We start from the raw sequence: 21,604 nt of genomic DNA, 5'->3' as shown, positions 1-21,604 counted from the left end.
CGAGATGACTTTCGTCACCCCGCTTTTCAATAAACATATACACATGAAATTAATTTTTACCATTATCTTTTGCCCACCAAAGTCTTTTACCCCAAGAGTGGTCAACAATGCCAGTTGCTGCTGCATCGGTATTAACCTTATTATTTAAATACTCATTGTTGGGATAAGGCAATCTCCATGGTTGATCGGTGTGCCTATCCAAAAATATCGAGCCTACAGAAGGATAATTGGTTGAAGGAATACCAGTTCTCCTATACAATGCCCAGGCTTCGTAATTTTCTTTAAATAATGCTGTCCACATATCCCACCAAATTCTCTCCTTTGTCCCATCGAATTGACCTTCTTTTGAAAGGTATAAATTCGCATCGTCTTTAGAAATTCCATTATCTTCCATTGAAATCATAACAGCTTTATTGTATGCATCTTTTGCACTAATTCCAACATCATAACCAAGCATTGCAGCTTCAGCCAGAATATAGTAAGTTTCACACGATTTAAAAAAGGGAGTATATCCTGAAGCATCATTAATGTAATGTTCACCTATCCAAGAAACTGATCTAAGGGGATTAGGTGAGGCAGCTAAACCATTCTTATATCCAACATAAGTTCCCAAATTGGTTTTTTGTGCTATCGATGCAATTCTAGGATCTTTTACTTCATTTAAATAATTAATAAAGATGTCAAACATACCCCAATTATCAATACGCTTACCATTTATACCCGATTTGTACCAAGGCTCCATATAGGGTAAAGTTCCAGGATAATATAAATAACAGTTTTCATCATTTGTTTCCATAACTGGATAGTTAATCTTACTTCCTGCAATTTCTTCAATGGTTGATTTTGCTAAAGCTGGGGCAACTGATGAGATACGCATAGCTATACGAAGTCGCAAAGAATTACAAAACTTTTGCCATTTGAGCATATCTCCTTCATAGATAATATCGTAATCGCCAATATCATCGGTTCCTAGACCATCGGACATTTCATCAGCTATCTTCTTTAAATCAGCTAATACTGCAGGAAAAACATCTTCCTGTTTGTCATATTTGGGTCTTAACAGATTACCATCTTCTGGCATTCCTTTAAATGCCTCTGAGTAAGGTATATCTCCCCAGCCATCTAAAAGATAAGACCACATATAATTTTGCCAAATACGAGCAACAGTTCTAATATTCTTAAACCCCTCAGCTCGGTCTTCGGTTTTCTTCAACATATCATTCATTTGGGTGATATTGTAATAACAAGCATACCAACGGTTACCATAGGTATTATTTCCAGGAACTAATGATGACAGATAATCAGGATACTGAATTTTAACAATATAGCCTGCAAAAGTACCATAGCCGTCCACATCTCCTCCAAACTGCTCGCCCGCATTTCGTAGTACATTGATCAACATATTTTGGGGAGGAACATTGGGTAATGCATCGGGATCCGTATTTATTTTCTCAAAATCTTTTGTACAACTTGCTAGACAAACTATCGCGAGTATGGAAGCAAATTTTATATTAAATAGTAGTTTTTTCATTTTTCTGATTCTTTAATTCAATTGAAATTCATTCCAGATAAATAGTATTTTGACTTAAAATGTAAATCCTAGTTTTAAGCCAATACTTCTAGAATTTGGAACTGTCGCCTGTTCAAAACCAACACCTCTCGAATCACTAGATACGCCTCCTGATTCAGGATCTATTCTCATGGTATTAGATTTATCTACCCAAAGTAAAGCCAAATTAGATCCGATAACAGATAGATTTGCCCTCTTAATACCTTTGATACGACTATAAAGATGTTGAGGTAAATTATATGTAAAGTAGGCTTCCCTTAATTTCAAAAACGAACCATCAAAAACATACATTTCATCAATCCCTCCTCCTTCATACCAACTTTGAGCGTTAGTTTCTATGGTATTCTCTACCCATCCGTTCTTGCCATCAGACATCGCAAAGCGCTCATTTGTCATCATATCCTTTCCTGCGACAATTGAACGTTCGCGTATTCCATTGGCCGCTGTAATCTCTGCTATTCCGGTAGTATAACCATGCGACATGGTTTGAGACCAAATGTCGCCGCCCTTTCGAAAATCCAACATAAAGCCAAAACTAAAATTCTTGTAAGAAAAATCATTCCGCAGACTTGCCAAGAAATCTGGCACAACACTACCTATATTTTGGCCTGCTTTTCGTTCAACTACTCCAGTATCAGTCACTTTAATCGCCCCTTTCATCGGTCCATCCTCAACGCGATCATATCCCATTCCAACTAAAGTTCCCCATGGCTGACCTTCTCTAGCCATATTCGCAATCCCCCAAGTCCATCCAATTTGATGATCTCTTAAATCAAGTGCCGGATATAATTCCAAAATTTTACTTTTATCTTTTGAAAAGTTTGCTGTCGCAGTCCAGTTAAAATCATTTTCCTTTTTAAAAATATCACCACGCAATTGAAGCTCTACACCATGGCTCTGTATATCACCAGCATTCAAAAAAATACGTGTAAAACCTACGGTATTTGATGTACTTACCGCAAGCAATTGTTTTCTAGCATTTTTATGATAGTAGGTGAAATCTGCATGAAATCGATTATTAAATAAAGCAATTTCAGCACCAGTCTCCCAAGTTCGAATTTTTTCAGGCTCTAAACCAGGAATCGCATAGGTCATACTCTTATACATTTGAGCTAGATCTTTGAATCCATCAAGTTGTGCATAATAATAGTTTTGATTACGATAAGGATCCGTTGCATTTCCTACTTCAGAAATATTCAATCTAAATTTTAAATAAGATAATACATCCCCCTTAAGATTCGAAAAAGAAGTCGTTGGAATCCAACTCATGCTAACCGATGGATAAAAGAATGATTTGGTTAAAGTGGATGACCAATCGTTTCGTGCTGTCATATCCACATACAATTGATCTCTCCAGCCAACTGATGCTTGCCCATAAATGGAATTAGAACGATTATGTGCATGATCCATATCCACTTCTGCAGGTCCTATTTTATTGGTAATCGTATATACACCTAGTACATTAAGACCTGTTGCTCCTAATGAATTCATACTCATTTTATAATCACGATAATTTGCCCCTAAAGTACCCAGTACACTAAAATCACCGTATTGTTTATTAAAATTAGCTAAAAAGTCAACATTTAGCTCTGTCCTATCATTCTTATTTTCATTAAAACTTCCATTCAAATGATCGAAATTATAATAGTTTCTTTCAAATCTTTGCGAATTAACATAATCAAGACCAACCCTTCCTTCAAATGTTAAGAAATCAACAGGTTGATAATACAATGAACTTTTTCCAAATACACGATTCATTTGCAATGAATTAATGGACTCATTCATCGTATAAAATGGATTCATATGATAGTTGGAGTTCCAGTTATAATACGTATAATTGCCTTGTGCATCTCGTTGATCCCAATTTTTTTTCAAGTCTTTCATATCGACTTGCCTACCAAACCAAATCAATCCATTCATCGGATTTGCTCCAGCATATCCTTGCATAATCAAGTTATCACTTTCTGTTCGTGTATAATTGGACATGATATCAAAAGAAACCTTATCACTGATTTTATAGTCATTATTGAGTTGAGCCGTATATTTCTTTTGATCCGTATTAGGAACGGTTCCCTTTTGATTACGGTAAGATATTGCTGCCCGAGTTGATGAGCGGTCAGTTTTTGACAGTAATGAAAGATTATGATTTTGAGAAAAACCAGTTTGGAAAAAATCTCTAATATTATTTTTATGAGAAATCCACGGAGTCGCTTGTCTTACATCATCCACAAATGGGCTATTAAACTGTGGAATCATTAATCCTGCATCTAGGCGAGGACCCCAAGATTCATCAAATCCATCGTTCACGCCACCTCCTGCACCATCAACATAATTGAAAGAACTATCTTGTGCATATTGTTGATAAGTGATACCTTTTCCTTTAGCGTATCGACCATAGCTATATTCATCTCCTCTTGACCCCTGTCCATACAAATTTTGATATTTGGGAAGAGTGGATACTCTGTCAACACTAAAATTAGCATCATAAGAGATTTGTACGCCATTATTAGCTCGCTTACCCGATTTGGTTGTAATCATAATGACACCCTTACCTGCACGCATTCCGTATAAGGCAGCTGATCCACCTTTTAAGACCGTCATACTTTCAATATCTTCTGGATTGATATCGTTGATACCTGATCCATAGTCAACCCCTGAATAAGTATTATCTCCGCTTCGTTGGCTATTATTTGTCATAGGTACACCGTCGATAACAATTAGTGGCTGTTGATCAGTTTGCAAGGACGTATTTCCTCTAATTGATATCCTTGCAGAAGAACCTACAGCTCCCCCAAATTGATTCACCTGTACTCCGGCGACCTTACCTGTCAATGCACCTGTGACACTTAATTGTCCTGCATCGGTCAATTCTTTGGCTTTTACTTCTTGAACGGCATATCCCAAAGATTTCTTATCTCTTGAAATACCCATTGCCGTCACTACGACCTCGTCCAAACTTTCCGTATTTGAGATTAAAGTAATAGAGAGGTTTGTTTGGTTACTGAGATTAATTTGTTTTCGCTCGTAGCCAATTGCTGATACACTTAATGTGCCTGCTTGTTTGTAAGAAATAGAAAAATCACCATTTTGCCCAGTTTGTGTTCCTGTGCCGTCCTGTAAGGAAATGGAAACCCCAGGGATTGGTTTTCCATCTTGACCGACAACCGTACCCTTGAGTACGGTCTGTGCATAAATAGCTGAACTAACCAACAAGTTAGCTGCTAGAAATGCAATAGCTGTTTTCTTCATAAAATAGTAGTTTCAAATGTTAGTTTATGATTTATATGTATAAACTAAGTTATCAATACTATCCTTGGAATCTTAACATTATCTTAACAATGATCAGCCATATTTTAACCCTAAATATTTGATATTATTATCTTCTCTTAAAAGGGAATTTAATAGGTATTTATTTCATTAAACTTCTGAAAAAACTGTACTTTTATAATTATCCGTATATTCTTTTGGATTACATCCCCTTATCTGTTTGAAGACACGATTGAAATTAGTGATACTGTTGAAACCACAGTTATAGGCAATAAAGGATACACTCTCCAAATGATCCTCATTTAATTGGTTGCAGACTTCTTTTATCCGAATACGATTTAAGTAAGATACAAAGGTTACTCCACAGTGTTTTTTAAAATACCGACAAAAAGCCTGTGGGGTAAGGCTAGCATAATTGGCAACATCTTCTAGAGTAAGTTCATTCTTAAAATTTTCCTTTATATAATTGCATATTAAAGTAATTCGGCTTACACCACTTGAATTTTCATGATTAAATTCAATTCTTTCTGCACAAAGCGGTTCTGTTTCTTTTGAAATCATAGCTAAAGAGCGTAACAAATAAAAAAATTGCATCAATTTATCGAGCTCATCAGCTTCCTTTAATTGCACTACTCTTTCCGAGATTTGTTGAAAATAAGTGTGAGGAACTTTAAATCCGCGAGCATTACTTTGAATAAAATGGTTCAAAGAATCAAACTCACCTAACGAAAACAAAGATTTCAATTTACCATTAGGATCAAAGAAAATAGAAATAGATCTAGATTCATTTGATAAGCCATCTTGTGACATCGATTTAAATACATGTGGCTGATTTGCTCCCAGAAAGAATATATCATTTTCTTTAAAAGGATGCAAAGTATCCTCAACAACCAATACGCCCTTACCTTTTTTAATCCACATCAATTGTGCTTCTTGATGCCTGTGCAAATGAGGATAGAAGGAATCCATTACATCTTCTTGTATTGTTAAGCTTTGTCCTTGGGTTGTTGGCACGTTAAATTGGAGAGTTTTCATAGCATATTCAAAATTAAACTTTACAAAAATTTATTATTTGGTTGATCTAAATATAACAACTACATCTCAATATCCCCAAAAATCAAGTAAACATTCAAAAAACTTAATTAAAAAATCATAAAAAGGAAACTTACTTAATCGACGTGATTGAATAGATTAATGCAACAAACTCATCATACTGAGAATCTTTTTTCCAAAAAAAAGAATAATGTTAATATACAAATCTACTTAGATAATTTTCTGTTGTTGTACCTCATGAAAATTATTGAACTTTATATCATCTCATTCCTAGTCTATTTGGTGTAAGAATATAATATATTTAAAAAATTGTAACAAATTATGAACAAGTCATCTTCTCTATGGTCCAATTTTGACAATCAATTGATATACCATGATGTCACTATATTTAAGATAGCTATTCAATAAGAAATGTTCAAAAAATAGTTTAATAGCAAACCGAATTAAAAAATTAGAAAAATCGATAAAATTAGAGCAAATTATAAGTGTTTATCATTACTAAATAAGTATAATCTATTACTCATTTCAAATAATGAGTAATAGTTTAGGCTCCATAACATATCATCTTAATATGAAAAGACAACTAATATATCTATTCACCAGTTGCTGTTTATTTACAGCAGGTATAAAATCTGCTTCAGCTCAGTTAATGAAAGAGAAGGAAGAATTTTCCCGAGCAGATTCCTTGCGAGGTCATTTAACTCCTTTAAGGACCTGTTATGATATTCAATATTATCATCTGGATGTTAAAGTTGATATTGATCGTAAATTTATATCAGGAACTAATCTATTTCGTTTTAAGGCAACACAAGATTTTAAGCAATTACAATTTGACTTATTTGCCAATCTAAAAGTGAACAAGGTTATTTATCGTGGTAAAGAACTACCTTTTACACGAGAATACAATGCCGTTTTTATTGACTTTCCCGAAACCATTACCAAAGGCAAAGAAGATGAGTTTATAGTATCATACGAGGGTCATCCAACAGAAGCAGCACGCGCTCCTTGGGATGGTGGTTTTGATTGGAAAAAAGATAGCAATGGAAAACCTTGGATTGCTACGGCATGTCAAGGAATGGGTGCTAGTGTTTGGTGGCCAAATAAAGATCATCAATATGATGAAGTGGACAGTATGTTAATCTCCATAGCGGTTCCAAATGGGCTTATGAATGTTTCCAATGGAAAATTAATCCAAATAGAAAAAATGAAGGACGGCTTTACTAAGTATCATTGGAAGGTTGTCAATCCAATCAACAATTACAATGTCGCTCTGAATATTGGAGACTACATTCATTTCAAAGAAAAATATAAGGGTGAAAAAGGTCCTCTTGATATTGATTATTATATCTTGAGAGAAAATAATCAACCACAGAAAAAACAACATTTACAAACAAATGCAAAGCAAACATTAGAAGCATTTGAACATTGGTTTGGCCCATATCCATTTTATGAGGATGGATACAAATTAGTCGAAACTTTACATACTGGTATGGAACACCAAAGCGCAGTCGCCTATGGCAATCAATACCAAAACGGCTATCGTGGACGAGATGCCTCTGGAACTGGCTGGGGCAAAAAATGGGATTTCATTGTAGTCCATGAATCTGGACATGAATGGTTTGGCAATAACATAACCTCCAAAGATCTTGCCGACATGTGGATTCATGAGAGCTTTACTAACTACTCAGAAGCTTTATTTATAGATTATTTCTATGGAAAAGAAGCGAGTCAGGCCTATGTCCATGGTAATCGCAGCGGCATACAGAATGATAAGCCCATGCAGGGCCCATTTCATGTTAATAAAGAAGGATCTGGTGATATGTATCCCAAAGGAGGAGTCATGCTCAATATGATTCGTACAATGATTGATGATGATGAAAAATGGCGGTCCATCTTGAGAGGATTAAATGCGAAGTACTTTCATCAGCAGGTTGACTATCAAGATATTGCTCAGTACATCATTGAAAAATCAGGTATAGATCTCTCCAAGTTTTTTGAACAATATGTACAACACATTTCTATTCCGATACTTGAAATAAGAAAGGATATTTCTGGTAAAATACTTGGGCGGTGGATCAGTGAAGTAAAAGACTTTCATATGCCCATCCATATCGGTACAAACGAAAATCCAAAACAGCTTTTGATGCTGGATCAACATTTCAAAGAGATAAAAATACCCAATCTAACTAAAGAAAATATCACCATAGACACTTTCAATTACTATATAGGTGTATTGATAGAATAGAGTTCTATATGTGATGTGTGAACCTCGAGATTGATGGATCTAATCATATAGAATGGGGAAGGTCTAGTCCTTAATTTAATCGAATAGACCTTCTCCATATCCTAATTAATCCCAACCGCCACCCAATGCACGATATAGTTGAACTACCGCATATAATTTTTGGCTTTGGTCATCAATATCTTTCAATTGTGCCCTTAAAAGATTTTGTTCCGCAGCCAACACATCTGTATAATTAGTTTGTTGATGGTTTATAAACAGTTCCTTATTAAATTCAAGTGCTTGGGATAAGGCATCCAACTGTTTTCTCCTCGATTTTTCTTTTTGTAAAGCAGTATCATATTCAAAAAGAGCATTAGACACTTCTTGACTGGCAATCAATAGGGATTTTTCAAATTGATATAAAGCTTGTTGCTGTCTAGATTGAGCGGTAGATAAACGTGCTTGATTAGCACCTTTATTAAAGATTGACTGTGTCAAACCACCAGCGATGGAACCGAAAAGACTTTTACTTGAAAACCATTGGTTCCAACCAAGATTTGAAAAACCTCCAGAAGTAGTTATTTTTAAAACGGGGTAGAAGTAGGTACGGGCTACGTTCGTTTCCTCAAATGCTGTTCTGAAATTTAATTCTGCCATTTGTACATCTGGACGATGCGCTAAGAGTTGTGCAGGAATACCTGGTTTTAGATCATATTCAACCTGCTGTTCCTTTAATGATTGACGTATGATTGTACCTGGATTTCGAGCCACTAAAAAACTAAGACGATGTTCTTTTTCTTTTATTTTTTGCTCAATATCTGGAATATCCAATTTAGCTTCATAAAAATTAGCTTTACTTTGTACAACTGCTACTCCATTAAGCAATGCATTTTCAAAAAGCATTTCAATGGCAGCTGCATCCTCAGCCCGATTTTCAGCTGTTTTTTTTATAATCAGCAACTGTTGATCCAACGCCAATAGTTCATAATAATTTGACGCAATATCTGCAATCAATTGCGTCTGTACAGCACGTTTTGCTGCATCAGTAGCCAATAGCTGAGATAAAGCAGCACGTTTAGCACTCCCTAGTTTACCCCAGATATCAATTTCCCAATCGGTGCTTAACCGCACATCATACTGTGTATTATTTCTGGGAAAACCAAAACTTTGAAAAGTAGGATATTGTTGAGAATTTGCAGATATATTAGTGTTCAATGAGGGCAAAAATGCTGCCTTTTGCAAACGTAAATTAACTTGCGCTTCTGTTATACGTTCAACAGCTATTTTGATATCGATATTTGCTTTTAGTCCTTCTGCTATCAATCCCTGCAAAAGGGTATCAGTAAAAATTTCAGACCATTTTAAAGTAGCCATATTCATGGTATCGATCTCTAAAGACGATTGACCTGTGGTATCCTTAGGGTTGGACATAGGGGAATGATAACGTTCATTCACTTTATTTTCTGGTGATGCATATGGGCGTGTTATCTGGCAGGAACTCCAACTAACCAGGCCGATCATAAAAAGCACCATTATTTTATAAGGCATATTTATCATCTAAATTGAATTTATTTTAAAAGTGATTGTCATTTTTTATTATATATCTTCTCAGGCACGAGCTGATTGATCGGATATTTTCACACCTGAAATCTTTTCTTGTAAACCTTGGAATACTATAAAAAGAATAGGTATTACAAAAACACCAAATACAGTCCCAATCAACATACCCCCTACTGCAGCAGTCCCAATAGACTTATTACTTAGCGCACCAGCTCCAGTTGCTAACATCAAAGGAATCAATCCGAAAATGAAAGCAAAGGAAGTCATCAAAATAGGTCTTAATCGCGACTTTGCTCCATAAATAGCGGACTGAACCAAAGTTCTACCACTCAGACGATGTAAAAGAGCAAATTCTACAATCAAAATCGCATTCTTTGCTAATAGACCAATCAGCATAATTAGACTGATTTGTAAAAAAATGTTATTATCAATTCCAAATAATTGCGCAAAAGCAAATGCCCCCGCTAGACCAATAGGTAATGACAAGAGTACTGAAAATGGAAGAATATAACTTTTATACTGTGCACTTAAAAGAAAGTATATAAAAAGAAGGCAAAGGGAAAAGATTAAAACCGTTTGGCTACCGCTGGATAATTCTTCACGCGTCAATCCTGAAAATTCGTACGAATAGCCACGATCTAATGTTTGAGCGGCTGTCTCTTCTATGGCTTTAATAGCATCGCCAGAACTATAACCCACATTTGGGATTCCTGTAATGGTACTGGAGGTAAATAGGTTAAATCGTTGAATAAATTCTGGCCCATAAGTTTTTTTTAAGGTTACAAACTCAGCAATTGGCGCCATATTACCTTTTATCGTACGCACATAAATTTTATTGATATCTTCCTCCTTTGCTCTATAATCAGCTCCAGCCTGCATCATCACACGATACTGCTTTCCAAAGCGATTGAGATCTGAGGCATAAATACCACCAAAGTATCCTTGCAAAGTGGTCAACACGGTATTGACGCTCACACCAGCAGTTTTACACTGCGCTACATTAATATTAATTTCCAATTCAGGGAAACCAACATTAAATGAACTCGTCGCATAATTAATCTCTGGACGTTTGCTCAGGGCAGTAATAAATTGATCAATATTTTCGTTAAATTGCAAATAACTTCCTCCTGTTTTATCTTGCAACTGCACTTCAAAACCATTGCTATTTCCAAATCCCTGTAAAGTCGGTGCCGCAAAGAAAATAACACTTGCACCTTTGATATGAGCTGTCTTTTCAAATAATTTTTGAACAATCGCTGCTGCACTTTGATCTTTTCCTTTACGTTCTTTCCAAGGCTTTAAACGGATGAACAAGGCACCATAAGATCCACCGGTACCGTGCAGTAAATCCATTCCAGACAATGTCGAGGATAATTCAATTTCTGGTATGTTACGGGCGATACTATCAACCTCGAAAGCGATCTTTTCAGTACGTTCCAAAGTTGAGGCTGGAGGTAAAACAACATTTCCAAAGATCGCACCTCCATCTTCATTAGGAACAAACCCCGTTGGCGTGGTTTTTATTAAGGTATAAAATAGCAATGCAAAGGCTGCAATACCAACAAAAGAAATCCATTTGCGTCGTATTAAAAAGCGCACCACTCCTACATATTTTTTAGTCACAACTTCAAAGGCGATATTAAAACCTGTAAAAAATTTAGGAATAAAACCTTTGTGGTTTTCAGCATCAGCTGTATGTGGTTTCAATAATAAAGCACATAATGCTGGACTTAGAGTCAAGGCATTGATCGCCGAAATAATAATAGCCACAGCTAGCGTTAAACCAAATTGTTTATAAAAGACACCTGCGGAACCGGTTATAAAAGTAACAGGAACAAATACAGCCGACATGATCAAGGTAATCGAAACAATAGCTCCACTAATCTCACTCATGGCATGCAGAGTTGCTTTTTTTGCAGACTTAGCCCCTTGATCAAGTTTTGCATGTACCGCCTCAACTACGACAATTGCATCATCTACCACAATACCAATAGCTAACACAAGTGCAAATAGAGTCAATAAATTAATCGTAAAGCCAAAGAGTTTTAAGAAAAAAAATGTTCCTATAATAGCTACTGGAACGGCTATGGCAGGAATAAGGGTAGAACGCAAATCTTGTAAAAAAAGAAAAACAACTAAGAAAACCAATATAAACGCCTCGATGATTGTATAAATAACTTTCTCAACCGATGCATCTAAAAACTCATTGGCATTTAAAAAAGTATGATACTCCACACCGGGAGGAAAATCTTTATAAGCTTCTTTCAAAATATTTTCACAAGCAATAATCAATTCTCTTGCGTTTGAACCTGAAATTTGACTTATCGCTCCTCCAGACGAGAGCTTACCTTGTGTTATCAATGAAGTCGTATAATCAAGCGCACCAAATTCTACATCTGCAACTTCTTTTAACCGTAAATAATCTCCAGATACACCACTTTTCAAAATGATATTTTCAAATTGCTCTGAATCCTCAAGGCGACCCGTGAATTTCAATGCATACTGTAAAGATTGACGGCTATTCTCTCCTATTTTACCTGGTGCAGCCTCTATATTCTGTTCTTTCAAAGCAGTTATAATATCTTCTGGTATTAAACCATGAGTCGCCATGACATCTGGTTTCAACCAAATACGCATGGAATACTCTTGATCACTATAGATCTCTGCTGCACCAACCCCTTCTACGCGCTTCATCTGAGGCATAATATTTATACGCAAGTAATTATCGAGAAATTTACGGTCATACTTTCCATCTTTACTATACAATAAGAAACTAAATGCTGTACTACTCAACTGCTTACTGGTGGTAATTCCAGATTTAATAACTTCAGCAGGTAATAAACTAGTTGCCTTACTAACCCGATTTTGGACATTCACTGCCGCCATATCTGCATTAGTTCCTTGTTTAAAAAATATAGTGATAGCAGCTGTTCCGTTATTACTGGCAGTAGAGGTCATATAAGTCATATTTTCAACACCATTAATTTGTTCCTCTAAAGGTATAATGACACTTTTCATGACCACATTGGCATTTGCTCCTTGATAAGAGGCTGTTACCACTACTGTAGGAGGTGCAATTTCAGGATATTGTGAAATGGGTAGCGATAACAATCCTAAAACACCAAGCATCACAATTATAATCGATATTACCGTGGATAATACCGGATTTTCTATGAATTTTTTTAACATTTTTTTTCTATTTTATTTATTCGAAATAGGGGCCGGTTTTATCTCCATCCCATTACTTAAAGTCCCAATACCTTCTGTAATGACAATATCTCCAATATGAAGCCCACTTTTCACAACATATTCTTGTTCCGTTGAGGTTGGATACACCACTATTTCAGTGTGATTGACAATATTCTTTGGACCTACCTTATAAACAAAGTAATTTCCCTGGATTTCAAAAACAGCTTTTTTAGGAAGCAAAATTGCTTGATCAATAGTAGTAGGTATACGAAGTATCGCACTGGCGCCACTCCATAAAAGTCCTTCAGTATTAGGAAACAATGCTGTAAAATTAGCAGAACCTGTTTCCCTGCTCATCACACCACTTAAGCTTTGAATTTTCCCCTGGGGCATGTAATCATTTCCATCTGCTGTTCTCAAAGTAACAAAAGGCATATTTTTCAATTTTTCAGCCATATTTCGACCTGTATATTGATCTAAAAAGCCATTTAACTGCTTCTGACTTAATGAAAAGTGTGCATATACTTCTCTTGTATTGGCAATTGTGGTTAAGGCCATCTCAGAATTACTACTGACTAGGCTACCTTTTTTAAGAGGAAGACGACCTACAATACCCGTAATTGGACTTACAATCTGTGTAAATGCCAATTGTGATTGCGCATCGGACAAAGCAGCTTTAGCTTGGTTAAGCTCGGCTTTCTTCACGCGTTCCACATTTCTTGCTGTAGTCAATTCAAATGAATTCACTATTTTTTTGTCGACTAAAGCCTGTGTTCGCAAAACTTGAATACTAGCCGTCTCCAAAGCAGCCTCGACAGCTAGTACCGCTGATTTTCGCTGATTAACATCTTGGACAAAACGGTTGGCATTAATTTTAAATAGCTTTTGTCCTATCTTGACCAGACTACCCTCCTCGACAAAAACCTCCTCGATGTAACCATCTATTTTGGATCGAATCTCAACAGTTTGTATCCCTTCTAATGTAGCTGGAAATTCAACATACAAATCCGCTTTCTGCGCATTTAACGTTAACACTGGATATGAAGAAATTTTATTTGTAGGAGACTCCTTTTTCGATTCACAAGATATTAATCCTATGAAAAGAAAGAATAATAGATATAAGTGTGTTTTTTTCATGGTAATAATTTTTGAATAAACAATATGTAAAAATTTAATAATGAGATTTTTAGATCACAACATGCTATTAATAACAAGACATAGTTATCCCGTTCCCCCGCTCAAACCTGTTTTGGGATTGGGGATATTTTAAATATTTAGATGATGAAATCTATATGTTCATCTTTTGCGCGAGGGTTATTACCTCTTCAGCGTATTCCAGTACGGAACCACAATTATAAAGGCAAAATGAGCTCCTTGAGTTATTTGTTTAGGAAGGTGTATTTTTGATGTATCAATCCACATAAAATAAATATTACAATTCTTACTTTACATTCATCAAATTTATAATTGAAAGTCTATGCTTAAAATTATCCATTTTGATAAGTGTAACAAAAGTAGTAATTTTGAATAATAAAACAACTAAATACTTGTTTTATTATTTTATGACGACAAATCGAATTTTAATGTTACTGAAAATGCGTGGGCCTCTAACGGCACTCGACATTGCCCATGAATTAAAAATAACTAAGGAAGGTGTTCGACAACAACTCGTTAAGTTTATGGAAGAAGGCTTAATAGAAGTTGAAACAGAATCGAAAGGAGTTGGAAGGCCTCAAAAGTATTTTACGATTTCAGAAATCGGAAATCGGAAATTTCCGGATACTCATGCTGAATTGACTGTTAAATTATTAACAATCATAAAAGATGCAATGGGCAAGGATGCTTTACAAACGATTATTGATGCTAATGAGGTAACAGGTAAAAAAAGATATCATGAAGAGATCGATCCTCTACCCGATCTAAACTCTAAAATCGCCCGTTTGGTTGCTATTCGTACACGTGAGGGGTATATGGCAGATTATTCTGAAGATGAAGAAGGATATCTACTGGTCGAAAATCATTGTCCCATTTGTGCAGCGGCAAAAGCTTGTCAAGGGTTTTGTAATTCAGAATTACAAATTTTCCAGTCCGTTTTAGGAGAAAGTGTTTCTATTCACCGTACCGACCACATAGTAGCTGGTGCTAGACGCTGTGCTTATCGGATTGCTCTTTCTAAAAACATGGGGAATAATGAAGCATAAAAAATGCCCAAAGAACTAGATTCTTTAGGCACTTTTAGGTTAAAAACTAGGATTGATCATATTTCAATATTATTTTAGATCAAAAAACTATAATACGAATTCTAAAATCAAATCTTTATTTATGCTGATACCAGATCAAATCGATCAGCATTCATGATTTTATTCCATGCTTTTATAAAAGCATGGACAAAAGATTTCTCATTTCCCGATTCAGCAAATACTTCTGCCACTGCTCGCAACTCAGCATGTGATCCAAACACGAGATCAGCTCGACTAGCAGTCCATTTTGGTTGCCCCGTTTTTCGACAAGTCCCTAAATATAATTCTTTTGTCTCGTCCATGGCTTTCCATTCTGTCTGCATATCTAACAGATTCACGAAAAAATCATTAGTTAATTGCCCTGGGCGCAAGGTAAAGACACCATGTTTAGAGCCATCATAATTGATGTCTAACACTCGAAGACCACCAATTAGAACGGTCATTTCGGGAACAGAAAGATTTAACAACTGAGCTTTATCAATTAAAAGCTCCTCTGTTGAAATGGCTTTATTTTTTAATTTACGATAGTTTCTGAAGCCATCTGCAAGTGGTTCTAAAAATGCAATGGATTCCATATCGGTTTGCTCCTGACTAGCGTCCGTACGTCCAGGATTAAATGGTATCTGCACATCATGACCTGCATTCTGTGCTGCTTTTTCAATAGCAGCTACGCCAGACAACACAATTAAATCTGCAATTGAAACCTGCTTTCCGTCAAATTGCGCATGATTAAACCTTTGCTGGATATCTGTTAACACGATCAAAACCTGATTCAATTGGTTTGGCCGATTGACCTCCCAATTACTCATCGGTAAAAGGCGGATGCGAGCACCGTTGGCACCACCGCGTTTATCCGAATTACGAAAAGTAGATGCCGATGCCCAAGCTACGGATACTAACTCAGAAATTGATAGACCTGTATTCAAAATTTCAGTCTTTAAAAACTGAACATCAGCGTCATCGATCTGTATATATTCTATTTTTGGAAGTGGATCTTGCCATACAAACTCCTCATGAGGTACATCTGGTCCTAAGTAACGTGACCGAGGTCCCATATCGCGATGGGTCAACTTAAACCAAGCACGAGCAAAAGCGTCAGCAAACTCGTCTGGATTATTGCGAAATCTCCGAGATATTTTTTCATATTCCGGATCAAAACGCAGTGACAAATCCGTTGTTAACATGGTTGGTTTTAATTTCTTAGTGGCATCATGAGCATGCGGAATAATTTCTCCAACATCTTTAGCGATCCACTGATGTGCTCCAGCAGGACTTTTTGTTAATTCCCATTCAAAATCAAATAAATATTCAAAAAACTGATTCGTCCATTCTGTGGGTTTACTAGTCCAAGTTACTTCTAAGCCAGAGGTAATCGTGTCTGCGCCTTTTCCAGATCCAAATGAGTTTGCCCATCCTAAACCTTGAGATGCTAGATCTGCAGCTTCAGGTTCTTTACCAACATGGTCAGCAGGACCTGCACCATGTGTTTTACCGAATGTATGACCGCCTGCGATCAAGGCAACGGTTTCTTCGTCATTCATAGCCATACGACCAAATGTATCACGAATATCTTTTGCGGCAGCAATTGGATCAGGGTTGCCATCGGGACCTTCTGGATTCACATATATTAATCCCATTTGAACAGCTGCTAAGGGATTTTCCAAATTCCGGCTGTGTATTTTTCCATCTGCATCATCATCCGACACCAATACACCATGTGACTCTGCAACACCTTCAGATCCCTGCGCATAACGGACATCACCTCCTAACCAAGTTTTTTCGGAACCCCAATACACATCCTGATCTGCTTCCCATACATCCTCTCGACCACCTGCGAAACCTAAAGTTTTGAATCCCATGGATTCTAAAGCCATATTTCCAGTTAAGATCAGTAAATCTGCCCAAGATATTTTACGTCCGCACTTTTGTTTTATAGGCCATAATAAACGTCTTGCTTTATCTAAGCTCACATTATCGGGCCAACTATTTAGCGGAGCAAATCGTTGTTGCCCACGCCCAGCACCGCCCCGTCCATCACCCACTCGATAAGTTCCAGCACTATGCCAAGCCATTCGAATAAATAATGGCCCATAATGCCCAAAATCAGCTGGCCACCAATCTTGTGACTGTGTCATTAACTGTTTTAAATCATTTTTTACTGCTTCTAAATCTAAGGTTTTAAATTCTTCCGTATAATTGAAATCTGATCCCATTGGGTCTGACTTAGTAGCATGTTGACGTAGCAAATTAACTTTTAACTGATTGGGCCACCAATCTTGATTTGTTGTACCTCCACCTGCAACAGCTTTTCGCATTGTTCCATTATGAAATGGACACTTATTAATATCATTTAATTCGTTTTCCATTGATTGCTATTTTATCAGTAATTTAAATTCTTATTTTGGTTATTCTAATCTAATAAATTTAAATAAAAAAAAATTCCTAATGAAATTTTTATCAACTTAAAAAACTAGTTTTCAATAAAATAAATCAATAGACAGGATCATTATTGATGAAATATTTTCCCAAAATATAAATGGGTTACATCACATGATGTAACCCATTTATATTGTACTCCATTTATTTATTCCCTATATATCCTATGCACTTCTACAGCCTAAACTCCTACAATAAATGGATAAACTTTTCTTACTTTTTTATGCTTAACCAATCTATAGCTTCTTGTAGTTCACTTATTTCATAACCTTTAGCCTCTCCTGGACTGATATAGCTAAAGGCATCCGTAAATTTTTCTACTGCTGTTTGATCAGTCACGATAGCCATTTTTTTCCAAGCTGTAAAATGTTTCAAGCCCGCTATTAGATCTTGCACCCAAGCACCTGCTGTAAAATTTTGCACCTCTGTTTCCAACAGTAAAAGATAATAGATCTCGTTATAACGATCAGTTAATGATTCTAGCCCGGGTAATAAAACATTTTTTAAGTCATCTGCTGTGACCTCTCCGCTTGCACGTACACCAAATACATGGTCTGGTAGATTTTGAATAACTCTAAGCATATCTAGTATCATTTTATGTATATAAAAACAACAAACTAAGTCTAGCTTTGTTTTGGAGGAATATACCCAAACCTATAAGCTTTTTATAATTGTAATATAATGACTAGACATCATATTACATTAAAGCAATTTTTAACTTTTTTACATAGAAGGTGAAGCACCTTCGAACGGGGTAGATTCATAGAACTTTTTTGTGCTCAGATCTTGCAAGCGTTCGATATGGTTATGCTGATCATAAAATATTTTAAAAGTTCGCAAAATCTTGTTCTTCCTATCCGTCAGATAAAGCATATTCTGGTCAATTTTTGCATCATACTGAACTAATTTGACAAACATAGATAGCACGTCGTTCTGTACATTATAATTCTCTTGTTCGCTCTTTTTCAATTTAACTTCAACATCTCTAAAGGAAACTCTGCTGTCTACCTGGTCACCGTTTAATTCGATAATTTCCCTAAAAATAACATTTGGAGCTAAGGTCGTATCCGCATTTATTTGCCAAGCAAAAGCTAGAGGAAAAAGCGGTACATTTTCACTCGTTTTATATTCCTCAGGAATGACAATTTCTGGCGGTGCTATAATATCTGGTCTTTTAATTCTAGTTTTCTTTGTAGACTTTGTTTGTGCTATACTTTGACTAGCAACGACAACAAAAAGTAATAGAAAGTATTTTAAAATTTTCATTATTTAACGATTAGGTTATACTATTTTAATTTAGAATTATTGATTACATGAAACTAGCAAATCATCTTCTACGACAATACCCATTTTTTTTGCTTTAAGAAGATCTGCGCAACATGTTGGATCATTTAAAAACTGTTTAATCTGTCCCCTAACATAATATGAAAAACCATCGCTTTTGTCTAGATCTATTGCCTTATTACAATCTGCTAAAGCAGATTTAAGATTTAGATCTGCTTTTTCAGAACGTATTTTTGAATTAATTGTCCAATTCATCCTGAAAGGTTGGTTAGGCTGTTTAGTACGGATAATAATAGCTGACTGGGTTGGTTTTTCGGATAGGCTTACCTTGGCTATGGCCCTATTTATGTAAGCTAGAGCATACTTTCCATTGATTTGGATACTTTGGTTGAAGTCAACCAAAGCTTGATTATATTGCCCTAGCAACAAATAGATATGGCCTCTTCTATTAAAATATAATTCTTTTGCAAATCCATTGAGATTTGGAATCAATGCAATGGCATCATTCATTCGTACTAAAGCGGTATCCAATTTTCCAGTATTCACTTTACTTTCCGCGTCGTGATAATAAATATCCGCTAAAGAAGCATCGTAATAGGATTGAAGTTCTTGTTGGCTTGCATTGATAAAGCGAGGATTATTTTTAAATTCAAGCATCAAGCTCGCCTTATTAATTAAAGCAATATCATAATTTAAAGTAGCGTTAGTAAAATCTTTCAGAGCCAAGTGTGCATTACCTTTAAAAGATAAAATCATGGCGTTATCAGGAAATTGCCGTAATCCTGCATCGTAAATTTTTAATGCTTTTTCATATTGTTGTAAGTTATAAAAAGCCACCCCGCGCTGATAGTAATAACTGGCTTTGCTGGAATCACAAAAGGTCGACATTGATTCCTCCATGTTTTTGTATAATTCAGCATCCTCTAACTTTTGCTCCAGAGCTAATGCTTTTGCTGTTGTATAGTCTTGACAGGATGCATCCAAATCTTCTAGCGCATAATATATTTCGGCTCTATTTAAATAAGTGATAACATCATTGGGATTAAGTTGGATCGATGTATTAAGATCTGTCAAAGCATTTTCAAATTGTTTCAAATGGTTATAAACAGTACCCCGAAAATTATATAATTGAGGATCAGGAGCAACTAAGGAGATTGCTTGATTGATATCTTCCAATGCAGCAGAGAGGTCGTTATTTTCAAATTTCAATCTACCTCTAAAAAAATAAGCCTTATAATGCTTAGAATCGAGTTCGATCGCTTTATTAAAATCCAACAAAGCTTTAGATTTTTCTTGATGATTTAAATGATAATTTCCTCTTTCCACATAGTTACTGGCGCGATCAGGAGCAATTGATATTGATTTATCATAATCTACTAAAGCACCAATCTTATCACCGATCATATCCTTTATTCTTCCTCGATTTGATAAAATCATATCATCGTTTGAATCATTAGCCACAGCTTTATCTAAATAGTTTAATGCTTGATTAAAATCATTTTTAAAAGCGTAAATCAGACCTAGATTGAGATAACAACGTGCACATGCTGGATTGACCATAAGTGCTTGACGGTAATAATGCTCACCACGCTCTAAGTTGTTTAATTGCAAATATTGATACCCCGTTAATCGAAGTAACGTTTCGTCTTTAGGTTGCTTTTTAACTTCTATCTCTAAATATGGAATAATCTTCTCTGGTTGGCCGATTTGATTTAAAGAATCTACTGTTTTTTCATAAATACTTTTGATCTGACCAAAAACCGGAGCACAAAACAAAACGGACAATAATAAAATGGCCAACTTAATTCTCATAATAAAATATTTATAATTCAATATATCTATAATTTAACGGTTAACTTCTGATTTACGATAAGTACTCTATTAACAAAAAATACGCTTAAATGTTAACATACATTTTTATGTGAGAACTACGTCTTTATTTTATAGTAACATTCCAATGGATCTATTACATGTCTTTGATCCATTATCAATTTAAACTGGCTCTATAATAATTGATTTTTTTAAAGTGAACACCATCGATATCTTTTGATTGAAAAGTTTTTACTATAAACGTATCGTTGTCCAACCAACGGATTCCTTCAATCATAAAATTTTTACTCTCGAAACTTTGATGCTCTTCAAGAATATGTGTCTTATTTCTATTCATCTGCAATAACCCAATAAAACAACTATTGCCATCATATAGCCAATTATAATAATAAACTAAATAGTTGCCCCGTGGAGATATGATAGGGGTTTCAACTGCCCCATCCCCTATGGAAACAATCGTATACGAATTTCCTGTTATACTATCGATTAATGCAAGTGAACCAAAACTTAATTCATCAGACATGATATTCTCTGTGATCGCATACATATTAAGCTGAGGATAGTATCCAAGGAATTCATATCCATTAAAATCTTTTTTATCCGGTAGTGTTTTCTTAAATTTTATTTGACCGGTATTTGTCTGTAAATAAAAATTTGTTTTGCTCTGCTTAATCTTAGGTATTACGAATTGATTTAGTGATTTGCATTGTTCATATTCCACAACATTGGATTTTACAAAATTTATTCTTGGTAATTTCTGGTAATCTTCAACATACCCAATATCATTATTATTAATCAACTGCCCTTTCAGTTTACTTACGATCAATACCAGCATGGCAAAAATTAAAACCAGATATTTGGGAGAGTATATAAGCATTGACTTAAAAAATTAAATTTAGTATCTGTTTATTATCCAAATATTAATATGGAAACAAAGAAAGATTGAACCAT

13 protein-coding genes are annotated in these 21,604 nt (G+C 35.4%); 2 read left to right on the top strand and 11 right to left on the bottom strand.

The features are described 5' to 3' along the window. Positions 1–49 precede the first annotated feature (49 nt). From B3P23_RS14370 to B3P23_RS14360, 3 genes are all read right to left on the bottom strand, one after another. The gene (locus B3P23_RS14370; RefSeq protein ID WP_293927330.1) at positions 50–1,531 is read right to left on the bottom strand and encodes a SusD/RagB family nutrient-binding outer membrane lipoprotein; all 1,482 of its coding nucleotides are present in this window, start codon (positions 1,529–1,531) and stop codon (positions 50–52) included. 54 nt (positions 1,532–1,585) lie between these two features. Next, a complete protein-coding gene (locus B3P23_RS14365) occupies positions 1,586–4,819 on the bottom strand; it encodes a SusC/RagA family TonB-linked outer membrane protein (RefSeq protein ID WP_293927327.1) in 3,234 nt (1,077 codons plus the stop codon). 168 nt (positions 4,820–4,987) lie between these two features. Continuing rightward, entirely contained in the window at positions 4,988–5,872 is an 885-nt protein-coding gene (locus B3P23_RS14360; RefSeq protein WP_293927324.1) for an AraC family transcriptional regulator, read from the bottom strand. A 589-nt stretch (positions 5,873–6,461) separates the two neighbouring features. On the opposite strand from B3P23_RS14360, the gene B3P23_RS14355 reads away from it, so the two are divergent. Next, entirely contained in the window at positions 6,462–8,135 is a 1,674-nt protein-coding gene (locus B3P23_RS14355; protein ID WP_293927321.1) for a M1 family metallopeptidase, read from the top strand. Positions 8,136–8,240: 105 nt separating this feature from the next. On the opposite strand, the gene B3P23_RS14350 is transcribed toward B3P23_RS14355, so the two are convergent. The 3 genes from B3P23_RS14350 to B3P23_RS14340 are packed head-to-tail and all read right to left on the bottom strand — an operon-like array spanning position 8,241 to position 14,000. After that, entirely contained in the window at positions 8,241–9,662 is a 1,422-nt protein-coding gene (locus B3P23_RS14350) for a TolC family protein (RefSeq protein WP_293927318.1), read from the bottom strand. 60 nt (positions 9,663–9,722) lie between these two features. Further along, positions 9,723–12,863, bottom strand: a complete 3,141-nt coding sequence (locus B3P23_RS14345; RefSeq protein ID WP_293927315.1) for an efflux RND transporter permease subunit — start codon at positions 12,861–12,863, stop codon at positions 9,723–9,725. A gap of 12 nt (positions 12,864–12,875) precedes the next feature. Further along, positions 12,876–14,000, bottom strand: coding sequence for an efflux RND transporter periplasmic adaptor subunit (locus tag B3P23_RS14340; protein WP_293927312.1), 1,125 nt, complete (start codon positions 13,998–14,000; stop codon positions 12,876–12,878). A 458-nt stretch (positions 14,001–14,458) separates the two neighbouring features. Here B3P23_RS14340 and B3P23_RS14335 point away from each other — a divergent pair, with 458 nt between their 5' ends. Continuing rightward, positions 14,459–15,064, top strand: a complete 606-nt coding sequence (locus B3P23_RS14335) for a helix-turn-helix transcriptional regulator (protein ID WP_248753145.1) — start codon at positions 14,459–14,461, stop codon at positions 15,062–15,064. A gap of 119 nt (positions 15,065–15,183) precedes the next feature. Here the strand turns inward: B3P23_RS14335 and katG are convergent, their stop codons facing one another. The 5 genes from katG to B3P23_RS14310 all read right to left on the bottom strand — a co-directional run bounded on the left by katG (position 15,184) and on the right by B3P23_RS14310 (position 21,530). Next, on the bottom strand, positions 15,184–17,469 hold the full coding sequence (gene katG, locus B3P23_RS14330; RefSeq protein ID WP_293927307.1) for a catalase/peroxidase HPI: 2,286 nt from the start codon (positions 17,467–17,469) through the stop codon (positions 15,184–15,186). A 283-nt stretch (positions 17,470–17,752) separates the two neighbouring features. Further along, a complete protein-coding gene (locus tag B3P23_RS14325; protein WP_094772562.1) occupies positions 17,753–18,121 on the bottom strand; it encodes an STAS/SEC14 domain-containing protein in 369 nt (122 codons plus the stop codon). A 141-nt stretch (positions 18,122–18,262) separates the two neighbouring features. Next, positions 18,263–18,805 carry a hypothetical protein gene (locus tag B3P23_RS14320; RefSeq protein ID WP_045756313.1) on the bottom strand — a complete coding sequence of 181 codons (543 nt, stop codon included), beginning with the start codon at positions 18,803–18,805 and terminating at the stop codon, positions 18,263–18,265. A gap of 36 nt (positions 18,806–18,841) precedes the next feature. Beyond that, entirely contained in the window at positions 18,842–20,635 is a 1,794-nt protein-coding gene (locus B3P23_RS14315; RefSeq protein WP_248753142.1) for a tetratricopeptide repeat protein, read from the bottom strand. Between the two features lie 175 nt (positions 20,636–20,810). Continuing rightward, the gene (locus tag B3P23_RS14310; RefSeq protein WP_094772439.1) at positions 20,811–21,530 is read right to left on the bottom strand and encodes a hypothetical protein; all 720 of its coding nucleotides are present in this window, start codon (positions 21,528–21,530) and stop codon (positions 20,811–20,813) included. Positions 21,531–21,604 lie beyond the last annotated feature (74 nt).

The sequence above is a fragment of the Sphingobacterium sp. UBA6320 genome, assembly GCF_002440335.1.
GTDB lineage: Bacteria > Bacteroidota > Bacteroidia > Sphingobacteriales > Sphingobacteriaceae > Sphingobacterium.
The sequence above is the reverse complement of the archived record's forward strand: the minus strand, read 5'-3'. Positions and strand labels throughout refer to the sequence as shown.